Consider the following 25,386-nt stretch of genomic DNA (forward strand, 5'->3'; position numbering starts at 1 on the left):
CGTCCGACGGAGTCACCGGGCCGGTGGCTCCTGACGGCCCGGAGCAGACCGCACAGCAGCAGGCCGAGCAGACCGGTCAGCCCGTCGTGGTGGACGCGCTGACCACCACGGCGACCGAAACCGTCGCCCAGCCCGACGGCACCTTCAGCCTGACCTCGTACACCAGCCCGGTCCGGGTCAGGAAGAACGGCTCCTGGACGGCCGTCGACCCGACTCTCCTCGCAAACCAGGACGGTACGTACTCGCCCGCGGCCACCCCGGCCGGCGTCGCCCTGTCCGGCGGCGGCACCGGACCACTGGCGACCCTCACCGACCAGAGCGGGCACGTCCTCTCGTACACCTTCCCGTACGCGCTGCCGGCCCCGCAGGTCAGCGGGGCGACAGCCCTCTACCCAGAAGTCCTTCCGGGGGTCGACCTGCAGACCGCCGTCACCGACCAGGGCGGCTTCAGCGAAGTGCTCGTCGTCAAGGACGCGGACGCCGCCGCGGACCCGCGCCTGCTCGACCTGCGGCTCGGCACGGCCACCACGGGACTCACGCTGGCGGCGGACGAGGCGGGGAACATCACCGCGCAGGCCGGCGACGGCGACCCGGCGTATGTCGCGCCGTCACCGCTGATGTGGGACTCCAGCGAGGGCGCGGCCGCACAGGCCAGGACCGCCGCGGTCGCGCCGGCCGAAGCACCGGGCTCGTCATCCGCGAGCGGCCCCGGTCCTGGGGCGCAGGTGGGCCAGGTCGACGTCTCGGTCTCGCCGGACTCGGTCACGCTGGTCCCCGACACCGACGTGCTGCGCGGCCCCGCCACCACCTACCCGGTCTACATCGACCCCTTCACCAACCCCGTCACGGACGCCACGGGCCACTACACCGTCATCCAGGAGGGATGCCCCGGGGCATCGAACTACGACAGTTCCCAGGACAACGGTGAAGGTGTCGGCTACCAGCAGTTCGCGTCGAACTGCTTCGGCCTGGAACGCTCCTACTACGAGATCAACACCAGCAACCTCGATGCCAGGATGCAGTTCAGCACGGTGACACTCCACCTCACCGAGACCTACGGCTCCGACCACGGCTGCTCCAACACGTGGCCGGTCACCCTGAAGTCGGTGAACTCCATCAGTTCTGCGACGGACTGGAACCATCAGCCCAGCGGCGCGGCCACCGTCGCCACTGCCGAGGTCAAGTCCGCGGCGGCGAGCTGCGGCGACCGCGCGGTGAGCTTCGACGTCAAGAGCCAGATCGACGCGGTCGCCGGCGTCAAGGACTCCTGGACGTTCGGTCTGTGGGGGGACGAGAGCAAGACCGCCTCGAACCTCGGTTTCATGCGGTTCGCCGTCAACCCCTACATCACCGCATCGTTCGACATCCCGCCGGACGCCCCCAGCGCCCTGTCGACGACCCCGAACAGCAGCAACCCCGCCGGAGCCGCGTGTAATTCGGGCAACCCCGGCTGGATCGGAAAGACCTCCACCCTGCCGAACGGCACCAGCAACATCACGCTCAACGCCAAGCTCACCACCCCGATGTCCGGAGCCAACGTCCGCGGTGACTCCCAGGTGTGGGACAACCAGACCGACAGCGGATCCGGCGGCCCCGTCACCACCAATCCGCCCGACACCGCGTCGGTCGCCTCCGGCACCACCGTGCACGTCCCGATCGGCGTCGCGGTCAAGGACGGCCACCAGTACGGGTGGGGTATCCGGGCCTACGACGGCACCCTGTACGGCAGCTGGACCAGCAACTGCCACTTCGACGTCGATCTGACCCCGCCCACGCCTGCGGTCTTCACCGACTCCGCCGTCTTCCCGCCGCTCGGCAGCGGCAGCGCGCCGACCGGACACGCGGGGGACACAGGCGTCAGCGTCCATGTGACCAGCACCGACCCGACTCCGAGCGGCTGCACCCTGCTGGCCTGCCTCAGCAGCGGAGTCCGCGCCTTCGAGTATTCGCTGGACACTCCGGTGCCCCCGATCGGAGCACACTCCGTGACGGCGACGGTGGGCGGCGACGGTACGGCGTCGGCGAACGTGCCGATCAGCCTCTCCGCACAGCAGTGGGGTGCCCACACCCTCTACGTCCAGGCCGTGGACGGCGCGGCGAACGGCAGCCCGACCACGTACAGCTTCTACGCGCCCTGGAATCCCGCCACGCCGGTTCACCCCGGCGACCTCGACGACGACGGGGTCCCCGACCTGATCTCGCCCGCGAAGGACGGCAACCTCTACCTGACGGCCGGAAACTCCGACGTCTCCGCAGCTCCAGCGCTTGCGTCGGCCAAAGCCCAGAGCCCGGACGGCATGAGCTGGAACAACTACCTGGTCGCCCACCGCGGCAGCACCACCCAGTCCGGTGTGGACGACCTCTTCGCGTACAACACGCAAGCACACGCGATGTACATCTACCGAAACGACGCGACGACCCGTACGGACGGCGTGGCGGGCCGCTTCACCGATCAGGCACTCGGAGTCGTCCAGCTCACGCAGAAGCCCGGCTGCACCCCGGCTCCGGACTGCTCCTCCGGCTACGACCCCACCTGGTCGTCCGTGACGCAGATCCTCGCGCCCGGGTCCATGCGCGACCTGAGTCCCGACCTCATCACCGTCGAGAAGGACGGCAGGCTCTGGTTCTACCCCGGGACGTCAACCGGCAGCAGTCACCTCGGGCAGCCGGTCCTGCTGGGCAGCGGCGACTGGTCCGGCACGGAGCTGATCGCCCCCGGTACCGTCGGCAGCGAGCCGACTCTCTGGGCCCGCGACAGCACCGGTGCCGTCCACACCTACCCGCTGGCCTTCGGCACCGACGGCCTGCCCGTCGCGCTTCTGGCAGCACCCGCGCCCCGCGCCCTCACCTCGCTCGTCCCGACCGGCGGTACGCCGCTCTGTGCCGACGTGCGAGGCTCCTCGACCGCCCCGGGGACCCCCGTCCAGACGAACGCGTGCAACAGCGGTACGTCCCAGCAGTGGTCCCTCGGCAGCGACGGCACCGTGCACGCCCTCGGCGGATGCCTGACAGAGGGAGGCACCGCAAGCGCCGCCTCGGTCACCCTGGACACCTGCGACCGGAGCTCCGCCCAGAAATGGCAGCCCGGAGACCACGGTTCACTCGTCAACGCCGCCTCCGGACTCTGCCTCGCCGACCCGGGGGGCAGCACCGCCTCCGGCGTCCAACTGATCATCTGGACCTGCGGGAGCTCCGCCGACCAGAACTGGTCCGGTACCGCGAACGGGACACTCCCGACCGCGACCGCCCTGCTGCCGCTCGGCCTCGGCCGGGGCGACCTGCGGACCGTGGCTTCGCCCGGCGACGTCAACAGCCCCGCGGGCAGCTCTGACGGCAATCCGGACCTGTACGCGGTCTCGCCCACCGGGCAGTATCGCGAATACCCGGGCAAGGCAGCGGTGAGCGGCATCGCCCAGTTCAGCGCACCCACCGCCCTCGGCAACCTCAACAACCCGGCAGACCGGTGGCAACTCACCAACGCCGACGACGAGTTCAACAGCGCCGGCAGCCTGACCCTCCACGCGCCCGCCGCCTTCGCCACGGACACCGTCCGGGGCACCGTGCTCGGCCTCAACGGCACCACCGGATACGCCGCCACCGGCGGACCCATGGTGTCCACCCGGAAGACGGCGAGCTTCACCGTCTCCGCCTGGGTGAAGCTCAACAGCCTCGCTGCCAATTCGACCTTCATCTCCCAGTCCGACACGGCCGGCCAGGCCAACGGCTTCCAGCTCTACTACTCCTCAAGCGCGCACGCCTGGGCCTTCAACCACGCCAATGACGACGGAACAACCGGCGCCATCTCCGCCGCCTACGGCCCGAGCAGCGGCCCCAACGCCGCCCAGACCACCGTGTGGACCCGCCTCACCGGCGTCTACGACGGCACCACCGGCACGCTCATCCTCTACGTCAACGGCCACCTGGCCGCCACCGCCGCCTACACCGGCACGGACTGGAACGCCGGCGGTGCCCTGCAGATCGGCCGCCGCCTCTACCTGGGCGCCTACGGCGAATACGCCAACGCCGCCCTCAGCGACGTCGAGCTCTACTCCGTCCCGCTCACCCCGGAAGGAGTCGCCGCACTCGGCAGCCAGCCGCCGATCCCGACCCGCCTGAGCTGACCTGCCCCGCGAGACGGCCGCCCGCACCACCTCAGCGGTGACCCCGCGGGTGCGGGTGGCCCTCCCGGCGGAGGCGGAAAGACGGAAGGCGGGAAAACACGGAAGGTCCCGCACCGCCCGGGGGCAGTGCGGGACCTTCCGCGTCAAGCTCAGCGCAGCGTCACTTGTTGATCTTCGTGACCTGGCCGGCGCCGACCGTCCGGCCACCCTCGCGGATGGCGAACTTCAGGCCCTCCTCCATGGCGATCGGCTGGATCAGCGCGACCGTCATGGCGGTGTTGTCGCCCGGCATGACCATTTCGGTGCCCTCGGGGAGGGTCACGACGCCGGTCACGTCGGTGGTCCGGAAGTAGAACTGCGGACGGTAGTTGTTGAAGAAGGGGGTGTGACGACCACCCTCGTCCTTCGACAGGATGTAGGCCTGGGCCTCGAAGTCGGTGTGCGGCGTGACCGAACCCGGCTTGATGATGACCTGGCCGCGCTCGACATCCTCGCGCTTGATGCCACGAAGCAGCAGACCGACGTTCTCACCGGCCTGGCCCTCGTCGAGCAGCTTGCGGAACATCTCGATACCGGTGACCGTGGTGGTGGTCTTCTCGGTCTTGATGCCGATGATGTCGACGGTCTCGTTGACCTTGAGGATACCGCGCTCGATACGACCGGTGACGACGGTGCCACGACCGGTGATCGTGAAGACGTCCTCGATCGGCATCAGGAACGGCTTCTCGACGTCACGCGCGGGGGTCGGGATCGCCTCGTCGACGGCCTGCATGAGGCCGAGCAGCTTCTCGCCCCACTCCTTGTCGCCCTCGAGCGCCTTGAGCGCCGAGACCCGCACGACCGGAAGGTCGTCACCCGGGAACTCGTACTCGGAGAGCAGCTCGCGGACCTCGAGCTCGACGAGCTCCAGGATCTCCTCGTCGTCCACCATGTCGGCCTTGTTCAGGGCGACGACGATGTACGGGACACCGACCTGGCGGGCCAGGAGCACGTGCTCCTTGGTCTGCGGCATCGGGCCGTCGGTCGCGGCGACCACCAGGATCGCGCCGTCCATCTGGGCGGCACCGGTGATCATGTTCTTGATGTAGTCCGCGTGACCGGGGCAGTCGACGTGGGCGTAGTGACGCGACTCGGTCTGGTACTCGACGTGCGCGATGGAGATGGTGATACCGCGCTGGCGCTCCTCAGGAGCCTTGTCGATCTGGTCGAAGGCCGAGGCCTCGTTCAGGTCCGGGTACGCGTCATGCAGCACCTTGGTGATCGCCGCGGTAAGGGTCGTCTTACCGTGGTCGATGTGACCGATGGTGCCGATGTTGACGTGCGGCTTAGTCCGCTCGAACTTCGCCTTCGCCACTGGGTTCCTCCTGGGGGTGGATCTGTACGCCTTGCTTCATCGGCGCCAGGTGATCTTTGCTGGTTTCAATCCTAGGGCGGGTTATTCGCCCTTGGCCTTCGCGATGATCTCCTCAGCGACGTTCCGCGGAACCTCGGCGTAGGAGTCGAACTGCATGGAGTAGCTGGCCCGGCCCGAGGTCTTGGACCGCAGGTCACCGACGTAGCCGAACATCTCCGACAGCGGAACGAGGCCCTTGACGACACGAGCGCCGCTGCGCTCCTCCATGGCCTGGATCTGGCCACGGCGGGAGTTGAGGTCGCCGATGACGTCGCCCATGTAGTCCTCGGGCGTGGTGACCTCGACGGCCATCATCGGTTCGAGGAGTACGGGGCTCGCCTTGCGGGCACCCTCCTTGAACGCCTGCGAACCGGCGATCTTGAATGCCAGTTCGGAGGAGTCGACCTCGTGGTAGCCGCCGTCGAGAAGGGTGATGCGGACACCCACCATCTCGTAGCCGGCCAGGATGCCGAACTTCATGGCTTCCTGTGCGCCCGCGTCCACCGACGGGATGTACTCGCGGGGGATACGGCCACCGGTGACCTTGTTGACGAACTCGTAGGTCGCGTCGCCGCCTTCCAGCGGCTCCATCATGATCTGCACCTTGGCGAACTGACCGGTACCACCGGTCTGCTTCTTGTGGGTGTAGTCGATGCGCTCGACCGTCTTGCGGATGGTCTCGCGGTACGCGACCTGCGGCTTGCCGACGTTGGCCTCGACCCGGAACTCCCGGCGCATCCGGTCGACCAGCACCTCGAGGTGCAGCTCGCCCATACCGCCGATGATGGTCTGGCCGGTCTCCTCGTCCGAGTGGACCTGGAAGGAGGGGTCCTCCTCCGAGAGACGCTGGATGGCGACACCCAGCTTCTCCTGGTCGCCCTTGGACTTGGGCTCGATGGCGACCTGGATCACCGGTGCCGGGAAGTCCATGGACTCCAGGATCACCGGGGACTTGTCGTCGCACAGCGTCTCACCGGTGGTGGTCTGCTTCAGGCCCATGACGGCGATGATGTCGCCGGCGCCCACCGAGTCGATCTCCTCACGCTTGTTCGCGTGCATGCGGTAGATCTTGCCGATGCGCTCCTTCTTGCCCTTCACCGAGTTCAGCACCGCTGAACCGGCTTCGAGGCGGCCCGAGTAGACCCGGACGAAGGTGAGCTTGCCCAGGTGCGGGTCGCTCATGATCTTGAACGCCAGGCCGGAGAACGGCTCGTCGTCCGACGGGCGGCGCTTGATGATCTCCTCGGCGTTGCCGACGGCGTGGCCCTCGATGGCCTCGACGTCCAGCGGCGACGGGAGGTAGCGCACGACCGCGTCGAGCAGGGGCTGGACGCCCTTGTTCTTGAACGCGGTGCCGCAGAACACGGGGGTGACGGTGACGGAGTCCTTGCTGCCCTTGGACGCCAGGGTGATCCGGCGGATGGCCGCGATCAGCTGCTCCTGGCTGGGCTCCTGGCCCTCCAGGTACAGCTCCATCATCTCGTCGTCGTTCTCCGCGACAGCTTCGAGCAGCTTGCCGCGCCACTCGTCGGCCGCCTCGGTGTGCGTGGCCGGGATGTCGACAACGTCGTACATCTCGCCCTTGGTCGCTTCGAGGGACCAGACCAGCGCCTTCATCTGGACGAGGTCGACGACACCCTTGAAGTCGGCCTCGGCCCCGATCGGGAGCTGCATGACCAGCGGAACCGCACCGAGGCGGTCCACGATCATGTCGACGCAGCGGTGGAACTCCGCGCCGGTGCGGTCCAGCTTGTTGACGAAGCAGATACGGGGCACGCCGTACCGGTCGGCCTGCCGCCAGACCGTCTCGGACTGCGGCTCCACACCGGCGACACCGTCGAACACGGTGACAGCGCCGTCGAGGACGCGGAGCGAACGCTCCACCTCGACGGTGAAGTCCACGTGGCCCGGGGTGTCGATGATGTTGATGGTGTGGTCGACATCATCGAGCGGCCAGTGACAGGTCGTCGCGGCGGACGTGATGGTGATACCGCGCTCCTGCTCCTGCTCCATCCAGTCCATCGTGGCTGCGCCGTCGTGGACTTCACCGATCTTGTAGGAGACACCGGTGTAGAACAGGATCCGCTCGGTGGTCGTCGTCTTGCCCGCGTCGATGTGGGCCATGATCCCGATGTTGCGGACCCTGGCCAGGTCAAGCGAAGTGGTGGCCATGTGGCTCAGTCTTCTCTCGGTTTCGATGGGGGTGGTGACTACCAGCGGTAGTGCGCGAAGGCCTTGTTGGACTCGGCCATCTTGTGCGTGTCCTCGCGGCGCTTCACCGAAGCACCGAGGCCATTGCTGGCGTCGAGGATCTCGTTCATCAGCCGCTCGGTCATGGTCTTCTCGCGACGGGCGCGGGAGTACCCGACCATCCAGCGCAGCGCCAGCGTGTTCTGGCGGCCCGGACGGACCTCGACCGGCACCTGGTAGGTCGCGCCGCCGACGCGGCGGGACTTGACCTCAAGGGTCGGCTTGATGTTCTCAAGAGCGCGCTTGAGCGTGATGACCGGGTCGGCGCCGGCCTTCTCGCGCACGCCTTCGAGAGCGCCGTACACGATGCGCTCGGCAGTGGAGCGCTTTCCGTGCAGGAGGATCTTGTTGACGAGAGACGTCACCAGCGGGGAGCCGTAAACCGGGTCGATGATGACCGGGCGCTTCGGGGCGGGGCCCTTACGAGGCATTCTTACTTCTCCTTCTTGGCGCCGTAGCGGCTGCGCGCCTGCTTACGGTTCTTGACGCCCTGCGTGTCGAGGGAACCACGGATGATCTTGTAGCGAACACCCGGGAGGTCCTTCACACGACCGCCACGCACGAGCACGATGGAGTGCTCCTGCAGGTTGTGGCCCTCGCCCGGGATGTAAGCGGTGACCTCGATACCACTGGTAAGACGCACGCGGGCGACCTTGCGCAGGGCCGAGTTCGGCTTCTTCGGGGTGGTCGTGTACACACGCGTGCAAACGCCACGACGCTGGGGCGAACCCTTGAGCGCGGGCGTCTTGTTCTTCTCGACCTTGTCCTGCCGGCCCTTTCGGACCAGCTGCTGGATCGTAGGCACCGTTTCTCCGGTTTCTGTGTGCCGATCTCGATAAAACTAACCTGGGGACCGACCCACGCGGTCGGGTGTGTCGCGGACCCCGCACATCCCCGACAGCAGAGGGGAAGTGCGTATCTCCGGGTGTCGCGGCCTCGGTGCCCTCACGCGGTCGCATGGCACGCGCGAGAACCCGGGCACACCCCAGGCACAAGGTCAGAGCCTACCTACCGCATCGGCTGCGGTCAAAACACCTGCTTACGGACCGGATCCTCGCAGCTCAGCGGCCTGGCCGGATCACGTCCCCGCGGAGGCGAACATGATGATCAGCACGAACATCGCCGCGTACCCCGCGATGGCCAGATAGCCCAGCACCAGCCCGGCCGTCGCCAGCCCGTCGCCCTGCTGACCGGTCTGCCGGATCCTGCTCTTGGCCATATGGCCGAGCACCACCGCCGGGATCGACGACAGGCCGCCGGTCAGCGCACCGCATATCCCGCACACCAGCGACGCGATCGCATGGCCGTTCGTCGGCGGCAGCGGCGCCGCCAGCGGCAGGTACGGCGGCGCCGGCGGGAAGTACGGCGCGTTCGGCAGGAAGGCCGGCGGCACCGCACGCCGTGGAATGTCCGCCGTGACCATGTCCAGCTCGGCGTACGTACGCGACTGGTACGCCCGCCCGACCCGGTCCTCGTACTCCGGCTGCGTGAGCCGCCCCTCGGTGAACGCGTCCTTGAGGACGTTCACCGCACTCTCCCGATCCGCATCCCCGGCCAGCATGTCTCCATGATGCCGCAGAGCGGCCGCTCCACGAAGGAGCGACCGCTCTGTGACGAGCTTGGGACGTACGTATCAGCCGTTGTACGGGCCGTAGTCGTAGTCCTCCAGCGGGACGGCCTGGCCGGAGCCGGTGCCGAACGGGCTGTAGTCGATGTCGTCGTAGCCGACGGCCGAGTACATCGCGGCCTTGGCCTCCTCGGTCGGCTCCACCCGGATGTTGCGGTAGCGGGACAGGCCCGTACCGGCCGGGATGAGCTTGCCGATGATGACGTTCTCCTTCAGGCCCAGCAGCGAGTCCGACTTGGCGTGGATCGCCGCGTCGGTCAGCACCCGGGTGGTCTCCTGGAAGGACGCCGCCGACAGCCACGACTCGGTGGCCAGCGACGCCTTGGTGATACCCATCAGCTGCGGACGACCCGAGGCCGGGTGACCGCCCTCGGAGACGACCCGCCGGTTCTCGGTCTCGAACCGGCCCCGCTCGACCAGCTCGCCGGGCAGCAGCTCGGCGTCGCCGGACTCGATGATCGTCACGCGGCGCAGCATCTGCCGGATGATGATCTCGATGTGCTTGTCGTGGATCGACACACCCTGCGAGTTGTAGACCTTCTGCACCTCGGCGACCAGGTGGATCTGCACCTGGCGCTGGCCCAGGATCCGCAGCACGTCGTGCGGGTTGGTCGCACCGTAGGTGAGCTTCTGGCCGACCTCGACGTGGTCGCCCTCGCCCACCTGCAGCTTGACGCGCTTGGAGATCGGGTAGGCCAGCTCCTCGGAGCCGTCGTCGGGGGTGACGACGAGCTTCTTGGTCTTCTCGGTCTCCTCGATCCGCACCCGGCCGGCCGCCTCGGAGATCGGGGCGACACCCTTCGGGACACGGGCCTCGAACAGCTCGACCACACGCGGCAGACCCTGCGTGATGTCGTCACCGGCCACACCACCGGTGTGGAAGGTACGCATCGTCAGCTGGGTGCCGGGCTCACCGATCGACTGGGCGGCGATGATGCCGACCGCCTCGCCGATGTCCACCAGCTTGCCGGTGGCCAGCGAGCGCCCGTAGCAGAAGGCGCACGTACCGACCGAGGACTCGCAGGTGAGGATCGAGCGGGTCTTGACCTCCTCGACCCCGTGCCGCACGAGCTGGTCGATCAGCACATCGCCCAGGTCGACGTTGGCCGGCGCGATGACCTTGCCGTCCACCACGACGTCCTCGGCGAGCATCCGCGCGTACACGCTGGTCTCGACGTCGTCCGTCTTGCGCAGCTCGCCGTCCGTGCCCCGCTCGGCGATCCGCAGCTTGAGCCCGCGCTCGGTGCCGCAGTCCTCCTCGCGGATGATCACGTCCTGCGAGACGTCCACCAGACGACGGGTCAGGTAACCCGAGTCGGCGGTACGCAGCGCGGTGTCGGCCAGACCCTTACGGGCACCGTGGGTGGAGATGAAGTACTCCAGCACGGACAGGCCCTCACGGAAGGACGCCTTGATCGGCCGCGGGATGGTCTCGTTCTTGGCGTTCGAGACCAGACCGCGCATACCCGCGATCTGACGCATCTGCATCATGTTTCCGCGGGCGCCCGAGTCGACCATCATGAAGATCGGGTTGGTCTTCGGGAAGTTGGCGTTCATCGCCGCGGCGACCTCGTTGGTCGCCTTGGTCCAGATGTTGATCAGCTCGTCCGAGCGCTCCTGCTTGGTGATCAGGCCGCGCTCGTACTGCTTCTGGACCTTCTCGTCCTGTGCCTCGTAGGACGCGATGATGGCCTTCTTCGCCTCCGGCACGACGATGTCGGTGACCGACACGGTGACGCCGGAGCGGGTCGCCCAGTGGAAGCCGGCCGCCTTCAGGTTGTCGAGCGTCGCCGCCACGATCACCTTGGGGTAGCGCTCGGCGAGGTCGTTGACGATCTCGGAGAGCTGCTTCTTGCCGACCGCGTAGTCCACGAACGGGTAGTCCTCGGGCAGCAGCTCGTTGAAGAGCGCGCGGCCCAGGGTCGTCCGCAGCCGGAAGCTGTCGCCGAGCTGGTAGGGCTGCTCGCCCTCGCCGGGCTCCGGCGGCAGCCAGCCGCGCGGCGGGACGGTGCCCACCGGGAAGCGGATGTCGACCTGCGCCTGCATCGACAGCTCACGGTTGTCGAACGCCATGATCGCCTCGGCGGTGGCGCCGAACGCCCGGCCCTCTCCGGTGACCGCGCGCTCCTCGGAGTCCGTGGTCAGGAAGAACAGGCCGAGCACCATGTCCTGGGTCGGCATGGTGACCGGGCGGCCGTCGGCCGGCTTGAGGATGTTGTTCGAGGACAGCATCAGGATGCGGGCCTCGGCCTGCGCCTCCGCGGACAGCGGAAGGTGCACGGCCATCTGGTCGCCGTCGAAGTCCGCGTTGAAGGCGGTGCAGACCAGCGGGTGGATCTGGATCGCCTTGCCCTCGACCAGCTGCGGCTCGAAGGCCTGGATGCCCAGGCGGTGCAGGGTCGGCGCCCGGTTCAGCAGCACCGGGTGCTCGGCGATGACCTCTTCCAGCACGTCGTAGACGACCGTACGGCCGCGCTCGACCATGCGCTTGGCCGACTTGATGTTCTGCGCGTGGTTGAGGTCCACCAGGCGCTTCATCACGAACGGCTTGAAGAGTTCCAGGGCCATGGCCTTGGGCAGGCCGCACTGGTGCAGCTTGAGCTGCGGGCCGACGACGATCACCGAACGGGCGGAGTAGTCGACGCGCTTGCCGAGCAGGTTCTGCCGGAAGCGGCCCTGCTTGCCCTTGAGCATGTCGGACAGCGACTTCAGCGGGCGGTTGCCGGGTCCGGTGACCGGGCGGCCGCGGCGGCCGTTGTCGAAGAGCGCGTCCACGGCCTCCTGGAGCATGCGCTTCTCGTTGTTCACGATGATCTCGGGCGCGCCGAGGTCGAGAAGCCGCTTCAGCCGGTTGTTGCGGTTGATCACCCGGCGGTAGAGGTCGTTCAGGTCGGAGGTCGCGAAGCGGCCACCGTCCAGCTGCACCATCGGACGCAGGTCCGGCGGGATCACCGGGACGCAGTCCAGCACCATGCCGTTGGGCTTGTTGGTGGTCTGCAGGAACGCCGAGACGACCTTGAGGCGCTTGAGCGCCCGGGTCTTCTTCTGGCCCTTGCCGGTACGGATGATCTCGCGGAGGCGCTCGGCCTCCTGCTCCAGGTCGAAGGACTCCAGGCGCTTCTGCAGCGCCGCGGCACCCATCGAGCCCTGGAAGTACGTGCCGAAGCGGTCGCGCAGCTCGCGGTAGAGCAGCTCGTCGCCCTCCAGGTCCTGGACCTTGAGGTTCTTGAACCGGGCCCACACCTCGTCGAGCCGGTCGATCTCGCGCTGGGCACGGTCGCGCAGCTGCTTCATCTCGCGCTCGGCACCCTCGCGGACCTTGCGGCGGACGTCGGCCTTGGCGCCCTCGTTCTCCAGCTCGCCGAGGTCGGCTTCCAGCTTCTTCTGCCGGCCCTCGACGTCGGAGTCGCGGCGCTGCTCGACCTGCTGGCGCTCCACCGAGACCTGGGCCTCGAGGGAGGGCAGGTCGCGGGTGCGGCGCTCGTCGTCCACCCAGGTGATCATGTACGCCGCGAAGTAGATGACCTTCTCCAGGTCCTTCGGGGCGAGGTCGAGCAGATAACCGAGGCGGGAGGGGACGCCCTTGAAGTACCAGATGTGGGTGACGGGAGCGGCAAGCTCGATGTGGCCCATCCGCTCACGGCGCACCTTGGCGCGAGTGACCTCGACGCCGCAGCGCTCGCAGATGATGCCCTTGAAGCGAACCCGCTTGTACTTGCCGCAGTAGCACTCCCAGTCCCGGGTGGGGCCGAAGATCTTCTCGCAGAAGAGCCCGTCCTTTTCCGGCTTGAGGGTGCGGTAGTTGATGGTCTCCGGCTTCTTCACTTCGCCGTGCGACCAGGTCCGGATGTCGTCCGCGGTGGCAAGGCCGATCCGCAGCTCGTCGAAGAAGTTGACGTCGAGCACTGTGTCGTCAATCCCTCTCAGGGTTGATTCTCAAATGGTCTGAACGGGTCGTGGGGGCCGCCCGGGCTCCCCTTCCAACGGGGGTCCGGGCGGCAACCCGTCAGACCTCTTCGACGCTGCTCGGCTCGCGCCGGGACAGGTCGATTCCGAGCTCTTCCGCGGCGCGGAACACGTCCTCGTCGGTGTCGCGCATCTCGATGGACATACCGTCCGAGGACAGCACCTCCACGTTGAGGCAGAGCGACTGCATTTCCTTGATGAGCACCTTGAAGGACTCGGGAATGCCGGGCTCGGGGATGTTCTCGCCCTTGACGATGGCCTCGTAGACCTTCACACGGCCGAGAACGTCGTCGGACTTGATGGTCAGCAGTTCCTGGAGTGCGTACGCGGCGCCGTACGCCTCCAGCGCCCACACCTCCATCTCGCCGAACCGCTGCCCGCCGAACTGCGCCTTACCGCCCAGCGGCTGCTGGGTGATCATCGAGTACGGTCCGGTGGACCGGGCGTGCAGCTTGTCGTCCACCAGGTGGTGCAGCTTGAGGATGTACATGTAGCCGATCGAGACCGGCTCGGGGAACGGCTCGCCGGAGCGGCCGTCGAAGAGCCGGGCCTTGCCGGACGGCAGGACCATGCGGTCGCCGTCGCGGTTGGGGACCGTGGACTCGAACAGTCCGCGGATCTCGTCCTCGCGGGCGCCGTCGAAGACCGGCGTCGCCACGTTGGTGCCGGGCTCGACGTGGTGGGCGTCGATCGCCTCCAGGCGGCGGGCCCACTCGTCGGCGACACCGGAGACGTCCCAGCCCTGCTTCGCCAGCCAGCCCAGGTGGATCTCCAGCACCTGTCCCGGGTTCATCCGGGACGGGACGCCGAGCGGGTTGAGGATGATGTCGACCGGGCTGCCGTCCTCCAGGAACGGCATGTCCTCGACCGGCAGGATCTTGGAGATGACGCCCTTGTTGCCGTGGCGTCCGGCCAGCTTGTCGCCGTCGGTGATCTTGCGCTTCTGCGCCACGTACACGCGCACCAGCTGGTTGACACCGGGCGGCAGCTCGTCGCCCTCCTCGCGGTCGAAGACCCGGACGCCGATGATCTTGCCGACCTCGCCGTGCGGGACCTTGAGCGAGGTGTCGCGGACCTCACGGGCCTTCTCGCCGAAGATCGCCCGCAGCAGGCGCTCCTCGGGGGTCAGCTCGGTCTCGCCCTTCGGGGTGACCTTGCCGACCAGGATGTCGCCGGCGACCACGTCGGCGCCGATCCGGATGATGCCGCGCTCGTCGAGGTCCGCGAGGACCTCCTCGGAGACGTTCGGGATGTCCCGGGTGATCTCCTCCGGGCCGAGCTTGGTGTCACGGGCGTCGACCTCGTGCTCCTCGATGTGGATCGAGGACAGGACGTCGTCCTGCACGAGGCGCTGCGACAGGATGATCGCGTCCTCGTAGTTGTGGCCCTCCCACGGCATGAACGCGACCAGCAGGTTCTTGCCGAGGGCCATCTCGCCCTCCTGCGTGGAGGGACCGTCGACCAGCACCTGGGTGGCGATGACCCGGTCGCCCTCGTTCACCACGACCTTCTGGTTGAAGGAGGTGCCCTGGTTGGAGCGGGAGAACTTGGCCACCCGGTAGGTGGTGTACGTGCCGTCGTCGTTGGTCACCGTGACGTAGTCGGCGGAGACCTCCTGGACCACACCGTCCTTCTCGGCCTTGATCACGTCGCCGGCGTCGACCGCGCAGCGGTACTCCATGCCGGTGCCGACCAGCGGCGCCTCGGCCTTGATCAGCGGTACGGCCTGGCGCATCATGTTCGCGCCCATGAGGGCACGGTTGGCGTCGTCGTGCTCGAGGAACGGGATCATCGCGGTCGCGACCGACACCATCTGGCGCGGCGAGACGTCCATGTAGTCGACGTCGTCACCGGGGATGTAGTCGATCTCGCCGCCGCGGCGGCGGACCAGCACGCGGGACTCGGCGTACCGCATGTCCTCGGTCAGCGGCGCGTTGGCCTGCGCGATGACGAAGCGGTCCTCCTCGTCGGCGGTCAGGTAGTCCACGTCGTCGGTGACGACACCCTCGACGACCTTGCGGTACGGGGTCTCGATGAAGCCGAACGCGTTGACCCGGCCGTAGGAGGCCAGCGAGCCGATCAGGCCGATGTTCGGGCCTTCCGGCGTCTCGATCGGACACATGCGGCCGTAGTGCGAGGGGTGCACGTCACGGACCTCGAAGCCGGCCCGCTCGCGGGACAGGCCACCGGGGCCGAGCGCGTTGAGCCGGCGCTTGTGCGTCAGGCCCGACAGCGGGTTCGTCTGGTCCATGAACTGGGACAGCTGGCTGGTGCCGAAGAACTCCTTGATGGAGGCGACGACCGGCCGGATGTTGATCAGGGTCTGCGGCGTGATCGCCTCGACGTCCTGGGTGGTCATGCGCTCGCGCACGACGCGCTCCATACGGGCCAGACCCGTACGGACCTGGTTCTGGATCAGCTCGCCCACGTTGCGGATACGGCGGTTGCCGAAGTGGTCGATGTCGTCGGTCTCGACCATGATCGAGCGGCCCGACTCGCCGACCGTCTCGGTCTCACCGGCGTGCAGCTTCACCAGGTACTTGATGGTGGCCAGGATGTCGTCGGTGGTGAGCACACCGGCGTCCAGCGGCTCGTCCGCGCCGAGCTTCTTGTTCACCTTGTAGCGGCCGACCTTCGCCAGGTCGTAGCGCTTGGGGTTGAAGTAGAGGTTCTCCAGCAGGGTCTGGGCGGCCTCCTTGGTCGGCGGCTCGCCCGGGCGCAGCTTGCGGTAGATGTCGAGCAGCGCGTCGTCCTGGCCCTGGGTGTGGTCCTTCTCCAGGGTGGCGCGCATCGACTCGTACTCGCCGAACTCCTCGAGGATCTGCTCGGTGCTCCAGCCGAGCGCCTTGAGCAGCACGGTGACCGACTGCTTGCGCTTGCGGTCGATGCGGACACCGACCATGTCGCGCTTGTCGATCTCCATCTCCAGCCAGGCGCCCCGGGAGGGGATGACCTTGGCGGAGAAGATGTCCTTGTCGGACGTCTTGTCGATCGAGGAGTCGAAGTAGACGCCCGGCGAGCGGACCAGCTGCGAGACGACGACACGCTCGGTGCCGTTGATGCAGAAGGTGCCCTTGTTGGTCATCAGCGGGAAGTCGCCCATGAAGACCGTCTGGGACTTGATCTCGCCGGTCTCGTTGTTGGTGAACTCGGCGGTGACGAAGAGCGGGGCGCCGTACGTGAAGTCGCGCTCCTTGCACTCGTCCAGCGAGTTCTTCGGGGGCTCGAACCGGTGGTCACGGAAAGTGAGCGACATCGACCCGGAGAAGTCCTCGATCGGGGAGATCTCCTCGAAGATCTCCTCCAGACCGGACTTCCTGGGGACATCCTGCCCACTGTCCAGGGCCGCCTCGACCCGAGCCTTCCACGCGGCATTGCCGAGCAGCCAGTCAAAGCTCTCGGTCTGGAGCGCGAGGAGGTTCGGAACTTCGAGCGGTTCACGGATCTTCGCGAAGGAGATGCGCAGCGGGGCGGTGCTGGCGCCGTTGTTCGAATTGGTGGTCGAGGCGTTGCGCGAGGCGGCCAAGAGGGGGTCCTTCCGAGGGCTCGGACTCACTACGCGCGTACCGGTCCGCCCCTGAGGACCCGAAGAAAACCCTGATGACGGGCCTCTTCAGCAGTGCTCAGACGTGGGCATGCTCCTGGTGACGGGCCAGGCAGCAGCTAACAGGCAGCGCAAAGGGTCAGTGTAGCCACTTGGCACACTGATGTCCAGAGCTGAGATTCGGAGTACCGAATCGTCGCCCCCTCTGCCTGTCTCGCGGGTCCCAGCCTCGGAATCTGGAACCGCATCCGTCAACCCTGCCGTCCTGCTGCATAGCCATGCATTCCCGCATCGCCGCCGATCCATGCATCGGACCTGGAGCGAAGTCTCGGCGCGTCCTGAGAATTGCGCGCCGCGTGCCATACGTCAAGGCCCCAGCCCCGCAGACCTGTTCGAGGACCCGTCAGGGACCCGCTGCCAGCAGGAAGGGATCACCCTACCCGGCGGCTGTGACAACGCCACCACGGCCCGCCGCGGGCGCGTGAACGACCGAGGGCGGCCACCCTTTCGGGTGGCCGCCCTGCGGCGTGTGGAGCAGTCGCTCCACGGGTCACACGGTGTTACTTGACCTCGACCGAGGCACCGGCGGCCTTGAGCGACTCGGCGCCCTTCTCCGCGGCCTCCTTGGCGACCTTCTCCAGAACGGCCTTCGGAGCGCCGTCCACGAGGTCCTTGGCCTCCTTCAGGCCCAGCGAGGTCAGCTCACGCACGACCTTGATGACCTGGATCTTCTTGTCACCGGCGGCGGTGAGGATGACGTCGAACTCGTCCTGCTCCTCAGCGGCCTCGGCCGGCGCGGCACCCGCGCCACCGGCGGCGGCCACGGCCACCGGGGCGGCGGCGGTGACGTCGAACTTCTCCTCGAACGCCTTCAGGAACTCGGCGAGCTCGATGAGGGTGAGGTTCTCGAACTGCGCGAGGAGGTCTTCCTGGCTGAGCTTGGTCGCCATGATGGCGGTCCTTCCACTAAATCGGCAGGTGCCGGATGTACAAGTCGGCGGGCGTACGGTCGGCCCGCGTCGGCCGGTGCCCTGCGGCACCGGCCCGCGACCGGTGCCTTGCGGCGCCGGTCATCGTGCGAGCCGAATTACTCGGCAACGCCCTGCTCGGCGTCGGCCGGCTCGGCCTCTGCCTTCTTGACACGAAGCGCTTCCGCGGTGCGGGCGAACTTCGCGGGGAGCGCCTGGAAGAGCGCGGCAGCCTGGGACTGCTTGCCCTTGATGGCACCCGCCAGCTTGGCGAGCAGCACCTCGCGGGACTCGAGGTCCGCGAGCTTCTTGATCTCGTCGGCGGACAGCGCCTTGCCGTCAAGGACACCGCCCTTGATGACGAGAGCGGGGTTGTCCTTGGCGAAGTCGCGCAGACCCTTCGCCGCCTCGACCGGGTCACCGGTGACGAAGGCGACAGCAGACGGACCCGCGAACAGGTCGTCGAGCTGGTTGATCCCGGCCTCGTTGGCCGCGATCTTGGTCAGCGTGTTCTTCACCACGGCGTACGTGGCGTTCTCACCGAGAGAACGGCGCAGCGTCTTGAGCTGCGCCACGGTGAGACCGCGGTACTCGGTCAGCACGGCGGCGTTCGAGGAGCGGAACTGATCCGTCAACTCGGCAACCGCGGCAGCCTTGTCGGGCCTCGCCATGAGTCTCGGCCTCCTTCCGGGGTGATTGCGGACCGCACGGAATTGAAGGAGGTGACGTGGCAAAAACGAACGCCCCGGCGCAGGCGCACGGGGCGTGACTCTACGAAGTCTCCTTCGGAGTTCATCCACGAATCACCTGCGCGGGCCGTCCGCATCCAGCGGATCCTTCGGTCACCACGCCCTTTTCGGGGCACGACGACGACCAGCGGTCTTTGGCTTCTCCGGAAGCGTACGGGACCGCGGCCCCGCGGGGCAAATCGCCCTCGCGGGCCGCGGCCGCTCGTGGGTTCGGCCGGCCCGGCTGCCGCTGCTGATGCCGGTGCTGGCGCCCGGCGTGGTGCTGCCGTTCAGCCGGCCTGCTGCTGCTTCATGAGGTCGGCGAAGTCGGCGGTGTCGTACGCGGGCGGCCTCTTCACCGTGACCGGGGTGCCGAAGTCGGAGTAGTAGGTGGCCGTCTTCATCACACCGGCCTTCGTGGCGGCGGTGACGACGGACTCCACCGGCAGGTTGTCCTGCGACACCCACAGGTCGATCGTCTCGGTGGTGACCCCGCTCTTGGTGAGGCTCTCCCGGAGCTGCGCCTGGTCCTCGGTGCTCAGGTTCGGGATGGTCTTCCCGGTGATCGCCGTGAGGTCGACCGTGCCCGTGTAGTGGGTGGCCCGTACGCCCCTGACGCTGTCCGTCCCGACGGCCTTCATGTTCGGCGACGCCAGGGCGGCGTCCACACTCTTGACCGGGTTGTTGTTCTGGATCGTGTCCTTGAGGAACGCCCCCGAGCTGCCGGAGATCCTGGCCAGGTCGTCGTAGGTGTACTCGATCCAGTGCTTGCCGCCGAGCTGCGCGGCCATCGCGGACCCCATGTTCACGTAGTACGCGTCCGGCAGGTAGCGCGCGTCCATGGTCGTGGGCGCTCCCGAGTCGCGCAGCGTCTTGGCCGCGGTGCCGCCGGTGTAGGTCATCACCATGTCGCCCTGGAGGCCGCTGCCCCAGTCCATGGCGCCCTTGGCCTTCGTCGACATGGCGGTGCCGACCGAGATCGTCGAGTCGACCTTCGCCGAGTGGACGCCGGAGGCGGCCTTCTTCACCAGGTCGAGCGCGGCGACGGCGTGCGCCACCCCGGACAGCGACGGGTCGCCGCCCTGCGCGGCCGTGGTCGCCGGCGCGGCCGGCTTGTCGGCCCCGGACGACGACGACCCGAGCGGCCCGCAGGCCGCGAGCGCCAGCACCGATACGGCGGCGACGGCGGTCGCCGCCGCGCCTTTCGTTCCACGCATGTTCCATCCCCCCTCACGGGGGCCGCATGCCCCCGTGAAACCAGCGGAACACTAACGCACGCCCCGGACAAGGCCGCGGGCCGGACCCCGCTCCTGTGAGGGAGCGGAATCCGGCCCGTTTGCGGGGTGCGGCCCGTCGCGGGGGCGCGGCGGCGTCAGATCGACGCCGGGTCCTCCTCGACGAGGAGGTTGCGGGTGCGGTTGGGGTCGAGCTGGATGCCGGGGCCCATGGTCGTGGACACGGCAGCCTTCTTGATGTAGCGCCCCTTGGCCGCGGACGGCTTGAGCCGCAGGACCTCGTCCAGCGCCGCTGCGTAGTTCTCCACCAGGAGGGTCTCGTCGAAGGAGACCTTGCCGATGATGAAGTGCAGGTTGGAGTGCTTGTCGACGCGGAATTCGATCTTTCCGCCCTTGATCTCGGTGACCGCCTTCGCCACGTCGGGCGTCACGGTGCCGGTCTTCGGGTTCGGCATCAGACCACGCGGGCCGAGGACGCGGCCGAGGCGGCCGACCTTGCCCATGAGGTCCGGGGTGGCGACGACGGCGTCGAAGTCCAGCCGGCCCTTCGCCACCTCGTCGATCAGTTCGTCGGAGCCGACGATGTCGGCTCCCGCGGCCTCCGCGGCCGCAGCACGGTCACCGGTCGCGAAGACCAGGACCCGGGCGGTCTTGCCGGTGCCGTGCGGAAGGTTCACGGTGCCACGGACCATCTGGTCGGCCTTGCGCGGGTCGACACCCAGGCGGAAGGCGACCTCGACGGTCGAGTCGAACTTGGTGGTCGCGGTCTCCTTGGCGATCCGGACAGCCTCCAGGGGCGCGTACAGCCGCTCCTGGTCGATCTTGGCGTCCGCAGCGCGGAGAGACTTGCTGCGCTTGCTCACGTGCGTGCTCCTGTTGTCTTGACGGAGTCGTGGTACGGACCGAGCCGGCCCTTCCACACATACCTGCGGTGCTGGTCCGAGGGCGTCAGCCCTGGCCCTTTTTCGCTCGGGCTTCCTGCTCACTCGCTTCGCGGACGGCCTCGTTCCTCGGCCGGCCACTGCGCGAGCTCGGGCGTCAGCCCTCGACGGTGATGCCCATCGAACGAGCCGTGCCCGCGATGATCTTCTCGGCGGCGTCGAGGTCGTTCGCGTTCAGGTCGGGGAGCTTCGTCGTGGCGATCTCCCGCACCTGGGCGCGGCTGAGCTTGGCGACCTTCTTGACGTGCGGCTCGCCGGAGCCCTTGTCGACACCCGCGGCCTTGAGGATCAGCTTGGCCGCCGGCGGCGTCTTGGTGATGAAGGTGAAGGAACGGTCGTCGTAGACCGTGATCTCCACCGGGATCACCATGCCGCGCTGCGACTCGGTCGCCGCGTTGTAGGCCTTGCAGAATTCCATGATGTTCACGCCGTGCTGGCCCAGCGCGGGGCCGACCGGCGGCGCCGGGTTGGCCGCGCCGGCGTTGATCTGGAGCTTGATCAGCCCCGTGACCTTCTTCTTCTTGGGAGGCATTGCTCTCTCCGGGTCCTGTTGAGAGTTTTTCCGTGCCTGCGAGCAGGCATACCGCACCACGATAGCGGGTATCCCGCCCGGCCCTGAAATCCGTCCGCCGCCGAGGGGGCGACCGCATCGGGGCAGCAGCTCGAAAGCGGCCCCCGGCCCGCTCAGAAGCGCCGCCCGGGAAGTGGGCGTACCGACATATGTGCTGGCTGCGTCGCTCGGGTTAGGCGACCCCGGGGCCACTAGAGTTGCGGCGGACAGGCCACGCTGTGTCGAGGAGGATCCGATGCGCCGCCGCACGCTGCTCGCCGCCGCCGGGCTCACCGCGCCCGCGAAACTCCTGCTCGGGGTCGATGAGGCGCTGGCCTCGGTGCCTGATCCGACCGGCTCGCCCGTGCCCCTCGACACCCGGCTGACCTCGGCGCGGAGCCGGTTCGACGCCGGGCACAACGCCGCGCTGCTCGCGCTGCTGCCCGGCCTGATCGCGGACGCGCACGATGCCGCGCGGGGCGGGCAGGAGATGCCGCTCGCCCGGCTCTCGGCGACGTACAGCCTCGCCTCCCAGGTCCTGACGAAGGTCGGCCGATACGACCGGTCCCGGCTGACCGCCGACCGCGCCACGATCTACGCGGGCCTGTCCGGCTCGCCCCTCGTGGCCGCCGCCGCGCGCGCGAGCTGAGTATCGTGCTCCGCCACCAAGGCCGGCCGGCCGCGGCCCAGCGGAACATCCTGGACGCCGTCGCCAAGGTCGCGGCGACGGGGCTGCGTACGGACGCCCAGGCCGCCGCCTACGCGCAGATGCTCTGCACCACCTCGTACACCGCGGCGGTGGGCGGTGACCGCGACCAGGCGCTGACGATGATCGGCGAAGCCACCCGCGCCGCCCGCGCGCTCCCCCACGACCCGCCGTCCGGGCGGCTGTTCCCGGTCACTCCGGCGGCCGTGGGCCTCTACGCGGTCGGTGTGCACTGGGCGCTCGGGGACGCCGGTTCCGCGCTGGACGCCGGGCGCGGCCTGCGCGAGGAGCAGTTCGCGACGGCGGAACGGAAGGGGCGCATGCACACCGACCTCGCTCGCGCCTGGTGGCAGCGCGGCAAGCCGGAGCAGACGGCCGCCGAGCTGCTGTCCGCCGTACGTGTCTCGCCGGGCGAGGTCCGCGACCGCCCCGCCATCCGCCGCATCGTCACCGACCTCCGCACCGCGCACCCCCGCATCGCGGGCGTACGCGAACTGGCCGCCGCCACGCTCTCCCCGGCGTAGTCCGGCCGCCGCACACACAGCCCCGCAGCGCCCGAGGAATTTCCGCCGCGGTGTCGTGCGGCACGTTTGCCGTTCGTCGTCTGGGTGCGCCGCTTCCGGCGCGCCCGCAGCTGACTGGAAGGCCGGCGATGACGACGACGTACGCAGCAGGCATCGGACGGCGGGGGGAACGGCGATGATCCCGCCCGGCCAGTGGGCTCTGCCGCCGGCCCCGCGAGGTATCGGCCCCACGGACGCGCCCGTACGCCCGGCGGCGCGCGACAATCCCGTACGCCGGTTGCTCGGCACGATGCGCCCTGGGCGCCATGGGCATCCGCCGGGTCGCCGGTAGCCGCGAGGCCCGGGGCGAGCCGATCAGCCCGGTCAGCCCGGGAACTCGCCCTCGCGGACCGCGTCCACGAACGCCGCGAAGGCTTCCGCCGGGACGAGCAGGGCCGGGCCGGCCTTGTCCTTCGAATCCCGGATGGCCACCCGACCCGAAGTGGTGAGGTCGGCGACCTCGACGCAGGCGGTGCCGTTCTCCGAGCTGTAGGACGACTTGAACCACGCTTGCTCGTGGGCGAGTTCTGGTGCCATGCGATACGTCATCTGAATCAGATCTCTCCTGCTAGTCGATGCAGAAAGGTCGGGGTCTCGCCGGGAGCGAGGGCTCCCGCCCGCAGGGCGTCGAACCTGCGGGTGAATGCCCAAACAGTGGTGTCCTTGTCGCTGACGTTCGCACCTTCGGCAGCATCGGTCTGCACGACCGTGAGCAGCGGGGCCTCGAACTCCAGCAGATTGAAGTTGAAGCTCGACCGATAGGTGGCGCTGGACATTGGTAGGACCTGAACCGTCACATTATCGAGCTTCGACAGCCGGATGATCTCCTCGTACTGCTCACGCATGACATCCGGGCCGCCAGTCAGTCGCCGCAGGGCTGCCTCGTCCAGGATGGCCCACAGTTCCAGCTTGCTGTCCTTGCGGGTCAAGTGCTCCTTGCGTTCCATCCGGAGCTGGATGGTGCGCTCGACAAACTCGGTCGTGCTCTCCTCGACCGGCTTGGCCGACAGCAGCATCTCCCGTACATAGCGTTCGGTCTGTAGCAACCCCACGACCACGTTCGGATGCCAGGCTCGGATCGCTCGCGCGCCACTCTCCAGCCCCACGTACATCGCCATGCCGGACGGCATCGTGCCCCGGTACTGAGACCACCAGCCCCGGTTGAGCGAATCCCGGTGGATCTCTACCAGGAAGTCGATGTCCTCGTCGTCGGTCACGCCGTACCGGTCGAGCAGTACGCGCAGCTCAGACGCCGCCTTGAGTCCGGTCAGGCCGTTCTCGACGCGGTAGAGCTTGGAGATCGAGAAGGTCAGGCCGTCGACCGCCTCGGCGAGGGTGAAGCCCGCTTTTTCCCTCAACCGGCGCAGCTCTCCGCCGAGTTGCATTCGCCGAACGGTGGGTCCGGTCGGTGCTGCCATGAGTCTGCCTCCCCAGGCATCGAGTGTACGGAAGCGGCACGGCCGTGCCGAGGTGTTAACGGACAGTCCCTGGTCCGTTACAGAGAGCCTAGGTCACCGACTATGCCATTCGCAGTGACTTTTTCAGATTCCATTGCAAGCGACCACATCGCACCATGACGCTAGGTCGTAGGCACTTCGCACCCTGTAGTGCGTAGTACGGAGCGCTACGCGCAACGTACCCCTGAACTCCACCGGAGGTGTTGGCCAGCCATGAAGGCGCTGACGACCACGACCGCCGCTTCGACCGGGCACCCGGCGTACTCCCAGGTCCTGCCGTGCGCAGCACAGAGCGCGGGTGAGGCGCGGCGGCTGGTGCTGGCCGCGTGCGGGGCGTGGGGGCTGGACGAACTGGCCGAGAGCGGCACGCTGCTGGTGTCGGAGCTGGTCGGGAACGCCGTACGGCACACCCGGTGCCAGCTGGTGCGGGTGGAGGTCGCGCGGCTGGGGCGGGACCGCGTACGGATCTCCGTGACGGACCGTTCGGCCGCGCTGCCGGTGCGGCGCGAACCCGGGGACGGCGCCACCTGCGGGCGCGGGCTGCTCGTCCTGGACGCGCTCGCGGACCGGTGGGGGACGGATCCGCTGGCGTACGGGAAACGGGTCTGGGTCGAGCTGGTCCGGCAGCACCCCGCACCGTGACATCCCCTCACCCGCGTGATACCCCCTCACACCTGCGACAAGGAGTCACACCGCCCATGCCCGTTGACCTGCCGACGTGGGGGCCGCAGCGGCTGCCCGTCCCGTACGCCGCCGTCTGGAGCGGGGAGCGGCGCGGCTCCGGGGGCGCGCTGGTCGTACGGCCGCGCGGGCTGGCGTACCGCGACGAGACGCCGGCCGACCGCGACCGGCACGGCGTGCTGTGGGCACGGGTGATCGAGGAACCCGGCGCGGGGCGGCCGGACTTCGGCGCGATGCACCCGGTACGGCAGCGCGCGGCCATGCTGGGCCTGCGCTGCCAGGTCTGCGGCGGCCCCGCCGGCCGCACGTCGCGCGGCTGGCTGTTCCTGCTGCCCGACGAACCGGCGGCCCGGGAGCCGGAGGGCGCTCTGACGACGAAGCCGCCGCTGTGCTCCCCTTGCGCGGACCTGGCCCTCCGCCACTGCCCCCACCTGCGCACCCCGCTGGCCACCCGCTCGCGCAAGCCCCGCGTGTGGGGCGTCTTCGGCGAACTCTTCGCCCCGGGCGCCGAAGGCCCCGCCCATTTCCCCTACGCCCACCCGGCGACCCCGTGGCTCCTGGCCACCCAGGTCGTCCTCCAACTCACCCGCTGCACCCCGGCCGACCTGACCCGCAGCTGACGGTCGGCGGGGGCGGCGCGGGAAACACGTTGCGGC

The 25,386-nt window shown here is 68.5% G+C and carries 17 protein-coding genes and 1 pseudogene; 4 read left to right on the plus strand and 14 right to left on the minus strand.

The annotated features are described in order from the left end of the window. Positions 1–23: 23 nt before the first annotated feature. A complete protein-coding gene (locus OHA86_RS14525; protein WP_329175605.1) occupies positions 24–4,121 on the plus strand; it encodes a LamG-like jellyroll fold domain-containing protein in 4,098 nt (1,365 codons plus the stop codon). 160 nt (positions 4,122–4,281) lie between these two features. Here OHA86_RS14525 and tuf read toward each other — a convergent pair whose 3' ends face one another. The 12 genes from tuf to rplK form a co-directional block, all read right to left on the minus strand. Then, positions 4,282–5,475, minus strand: a complete 1,194-nt coding sequence (tuf, locus tag OHA86_RS14530; RefSeq protein ID WP_329175607.1) for an elongation factor Tu — start codon at positions 5,473–5,475, stop codon at positions 4,282–4,284. Between the two features lie 81 nt (positions 5,476–5,556). After that, positions 5,557–7,686 (minus strand): elongation factor G, encoded by a 2,130-nt coding sequence (gene fusA, locus OHA86_RS14535; RefSeq protein ID WP_329175609.1) that lies wholly within the window; start codon positions 7,684–7,686, stop codon positions 5,557–5,559. A 38-nt stretch (positions 7,687–7,724) separates the two neighbouring features. Then, a complete protein-coding gene (gene rpsG / locus OHA86_RS14540; RefSeq protein ID WP_073492360.1) occupies positions 7,725–8,195 on the minus strand; it encodes a 30S ribosomal protein S7 in 471 nt (156 codons plus the stop codon). Between the two features lie 2 nt (positions 8,196–8,197). Further along, a complete protein-coding gene (rpsL, locus tag OHA86_RS14545) occupies positions 8,198–8,569 on the minus strand; it encodes a 30S ribosomal protein S12 (protein ID WP_014144289.1) in 372 nt (123 codons plus the stop codon). 273 nt (positions 8,570–8,842) lie between these two features. Beyond that, positions 8,843–9,325 (minus strand): DUF1707 and DUF4190 domain-containing protein, encoded by a 483-nt coding sequence (locus OHA86_RS14550; protein ID WP_329175611.1) that lies wholly within the window; start codon positions 9,323–9,325, stop codon positions 8,843–8,845. A 72-nt stretch (positions 9,326–9,397) separates the two neighbouring features. Beyond that, complete coding sequence (locus tag OHA86_RS14555) at positions 9,398–13,297, minus strand: DNA-directed RNA polymerase subunit beta' (protein WP_329175613.1); 3,900 nt, start codon at positions 13,295–13,297, stop codon at positions 9,398–9,400. 100 nt (positions 13,298–13,397) lie between these two features. After that, positions 13,398–16,883 (minus strand): DNA-directed RNA polymerase subunit beta, encoded by a 3,486-nt coding sequence (gene rpoB / locus OHA86_RS14560; RefSeq protein ID WP_329175616.1) that lies wholly within the window; start codon positions 16,881–16,883, stop codon positions 13,398–13,400. A 578-nt stretch (positions 16,884–17,461) separates the two neighbouring features. Beyond that, positions 17,462–17,851, minus strand: a complete 390-nt coding sequence (gene rplL / locus OHA86_RS14565) for a 50S ribosomal protein L7/L12 (RefSeq protein WP_329175618.1) — start codon at positions 17,849–17,851, stop codon at positions 17,462–17,464. Positions 17,852–17,988: 137 nt separating this feature from the next. Next, positions 17,989–18,540: a 50S ribosomal protein L10 gene (gene rplJ, locus OHA86_RS14570; protein WP_329175620.1), complete on the minus strand. Its 552-nt coding sequence runs from the start codon at positions 18,538–18,540 to the stop codon at positions 17,989–17,991. 347 nt (positions 18,541–18,887) lie between these two features. Further along, complete coding sequence (locus OHA86_RS14575) at positions 18,888–19,814, minus strand: hypothetical protein (RefSeq protein WP_329175621.1); 927 nt, start codon at positions 19,812–19,814, stop codon at positions 18,888–18,890. Positions 19,815–19,969: 155 nt separating this feature from the next. Continuing rightward, on the minus strand, positions 19,970–20,695 hold the full coding sequence (gene rplA / locus OHA86_RS14580; protein WP_329175623.1) for a 50S ribosomal protein L1: 726 nt from the start codon (positions 20,693–20,695) through the stop codon (positions 19,970–19,972). 175 nt (positions 20,696–20,870) lie between these two features. Then, a complete protein-coding gene (rplK, locus tag OHA86_RS14585) occupies positions 20,871–21,305 on the minus strand; it encodes a 50S ribosomal protein L11 (RefSeq protein WP_073492345.1) in 435 nt (144 codons plus the stop codon). An 88-nt stretch (positions 21,306–21,393) separates the two neighbouring features. On the opposite strand from rplK, the pseudogene OHA86_RS14590 reads away from it, so the two are divergent. Then, positions 21,394–22,553: pseudogene (locus OHA86_RS14590) on the plus strand (transcriptional regulator). Positions 22,554–22,916: 363 nt separating this feature from the next. On the opposite strand, the gene OHA86_RS14595 reads toward OHA86_RS14590, so the two are convergent. Both OHA86_RS14595 and OHA86_RS14600 read right to left on the minus strand, forming a co-directional pair. Further along, positions 22,917–23,141 carry a DUF397 domain-containing protein gene (locus OHA86_RS14595; protein WP_329175627.1) on the minus strand — a complete coding sequence of 75 codons (225 nt, stop codon included), beginning with the start codon at positions 23,139–23,141 and terminating at the stop codon, positions 22,917–22,919. 5 nt (positions 23,142–23,146) lie between these two features. Beyond that, positions 23,147–24,010: a helix-turn-helix domain-containing protein gene (locus OHA86_RS14600; RefSeq protein ID WP_329175629.1), complete on the minus strand. Its 864-nt coding sequence runs from the start codon at positions 24,008–24,010 to the stop codon at positions 23,147–23,149. Positions 24,011–24,262: 252 nt separating this feature from the next. Here OHA86_RS14600 and OHA86_RS14605 point away from each other — a divergent pair, with 252 nt between their 5' ends. Together OHA86_RS14605 and OHA86_RS14610 are read left to right on the plus strand one after the other, a co-directional pair. Then, positions 24,263–24,691, plus strand: a complete 429-nt coding sequence (locus OHA86_RS14605; protein ID WP_329175632.1) for an ATP-binding protein — start codon at positions 24,263–24,265, stop codon at positions 24,689–24,691. A 56-nt stretch (positions 24,692–24,747) separates the two neighbouring features. Beyond that, on the plus strand, positions 24,748–25,350 hold the full coding sequence (locus OHA86_RS14610; RefSeq protein ID WP_329175633.1) for a hypothetical protein: 603 nt from the start codon (positions 24,748–24,750) through the stop codon (positions 25,348–25,350). The last annotated feature ends 36 nt before the right edge of the window (positions 25,351–25,386 follow it).

This window comes from Streptomyces sp. NBC_01477, assembly GCF_036227245.1.
Classification (GTDB): Bacteria; Actinomycetota; Actinomycetes; order Streptomycetales; family Streptomycetaceae; genus Actinacidiphila.

Excerpts from the sequence above, each read along its gene's own strand:
- fusA (WP_329175609.1), bottom strand. The coding sequence starts at position 7,686 with ATGGCCACCACTTCGCTTGACCTGGCCAGGGTCCGCAACATCGGGATC.
- rpsG (WP_073492360.1), bottom strand. The coding sequence starts at position 8,195 with ATGCCTCGTAAGGGCCCCGCCCCGAAGCGCCCGGTCATCATCGACCCG.
- OHA86_RS14550 (WP_329175611.1), bottom strand. The coding sequence starts at position 9,325 with ATGCTGGCCGGGGATGCGGATCGGGAGAGTGCGGTGAACGTCCTCAAG.
- rplL (WP_329175618.1), bottom strand. The coding sequence starts at position 17,851 with ATGGCGACCAAGCTCAGCCAGGAAGACCTCCTCGCGCAGTTCGAGAAC.
- rplJ (WP_329175620.1), bottom strand. The coding sequence starts at position 18,540 with ATGGCGAGGCCCGACAAGGCTGCCGCGGTTGCCGAGTTGACGGATCAG.
- OHA86_RS14575 (WP_329175621.1), bottom strand. The coding sequence starts at position 19,814 with ATGCGTGGAACGAAAGGCGCGGCGGCGACCGCCGTCGCCGCCGTATCG.
- rplK (WP_073492345.1), bottom strand. The coding sequence starts at position 21,305 with ATGCCTCCCAAGAAGAAGAAGGTCACGGGGCTGATCAAGCTCCAGATC.
- OHA86_RS14595 (WP_329175627.1), bottom strand. The coding sequence starts at position 23,141 with ATGACGTATCGCATGGCACCAGAACTCGCCCACGAGCAAGCGTGGTTC.
- OHA86_RS14600 (WP_329175629.1), bottom strand. The coding sequence starts at position 24,010 with ATGGCAGCACCGACCGGACCCACCGTTCGGCGAATGCAACTCGGCGGA.
- OHA86_RS14605 (WP_329175632.1), top strand. The coding sequence starts at position 24,263 with ATGAAGGCGCTGACGACCACGACCGCCGCTTCGACCGGGCACCCGGCG.
- OHA86_RS14610 (WP_329175633.1), top strand. The coding sequence starts at position 24,748 with ATGCCCGTTGACCTGCCGACGTGGGGGCCGCAGCGGCTGCCCGTCCCG.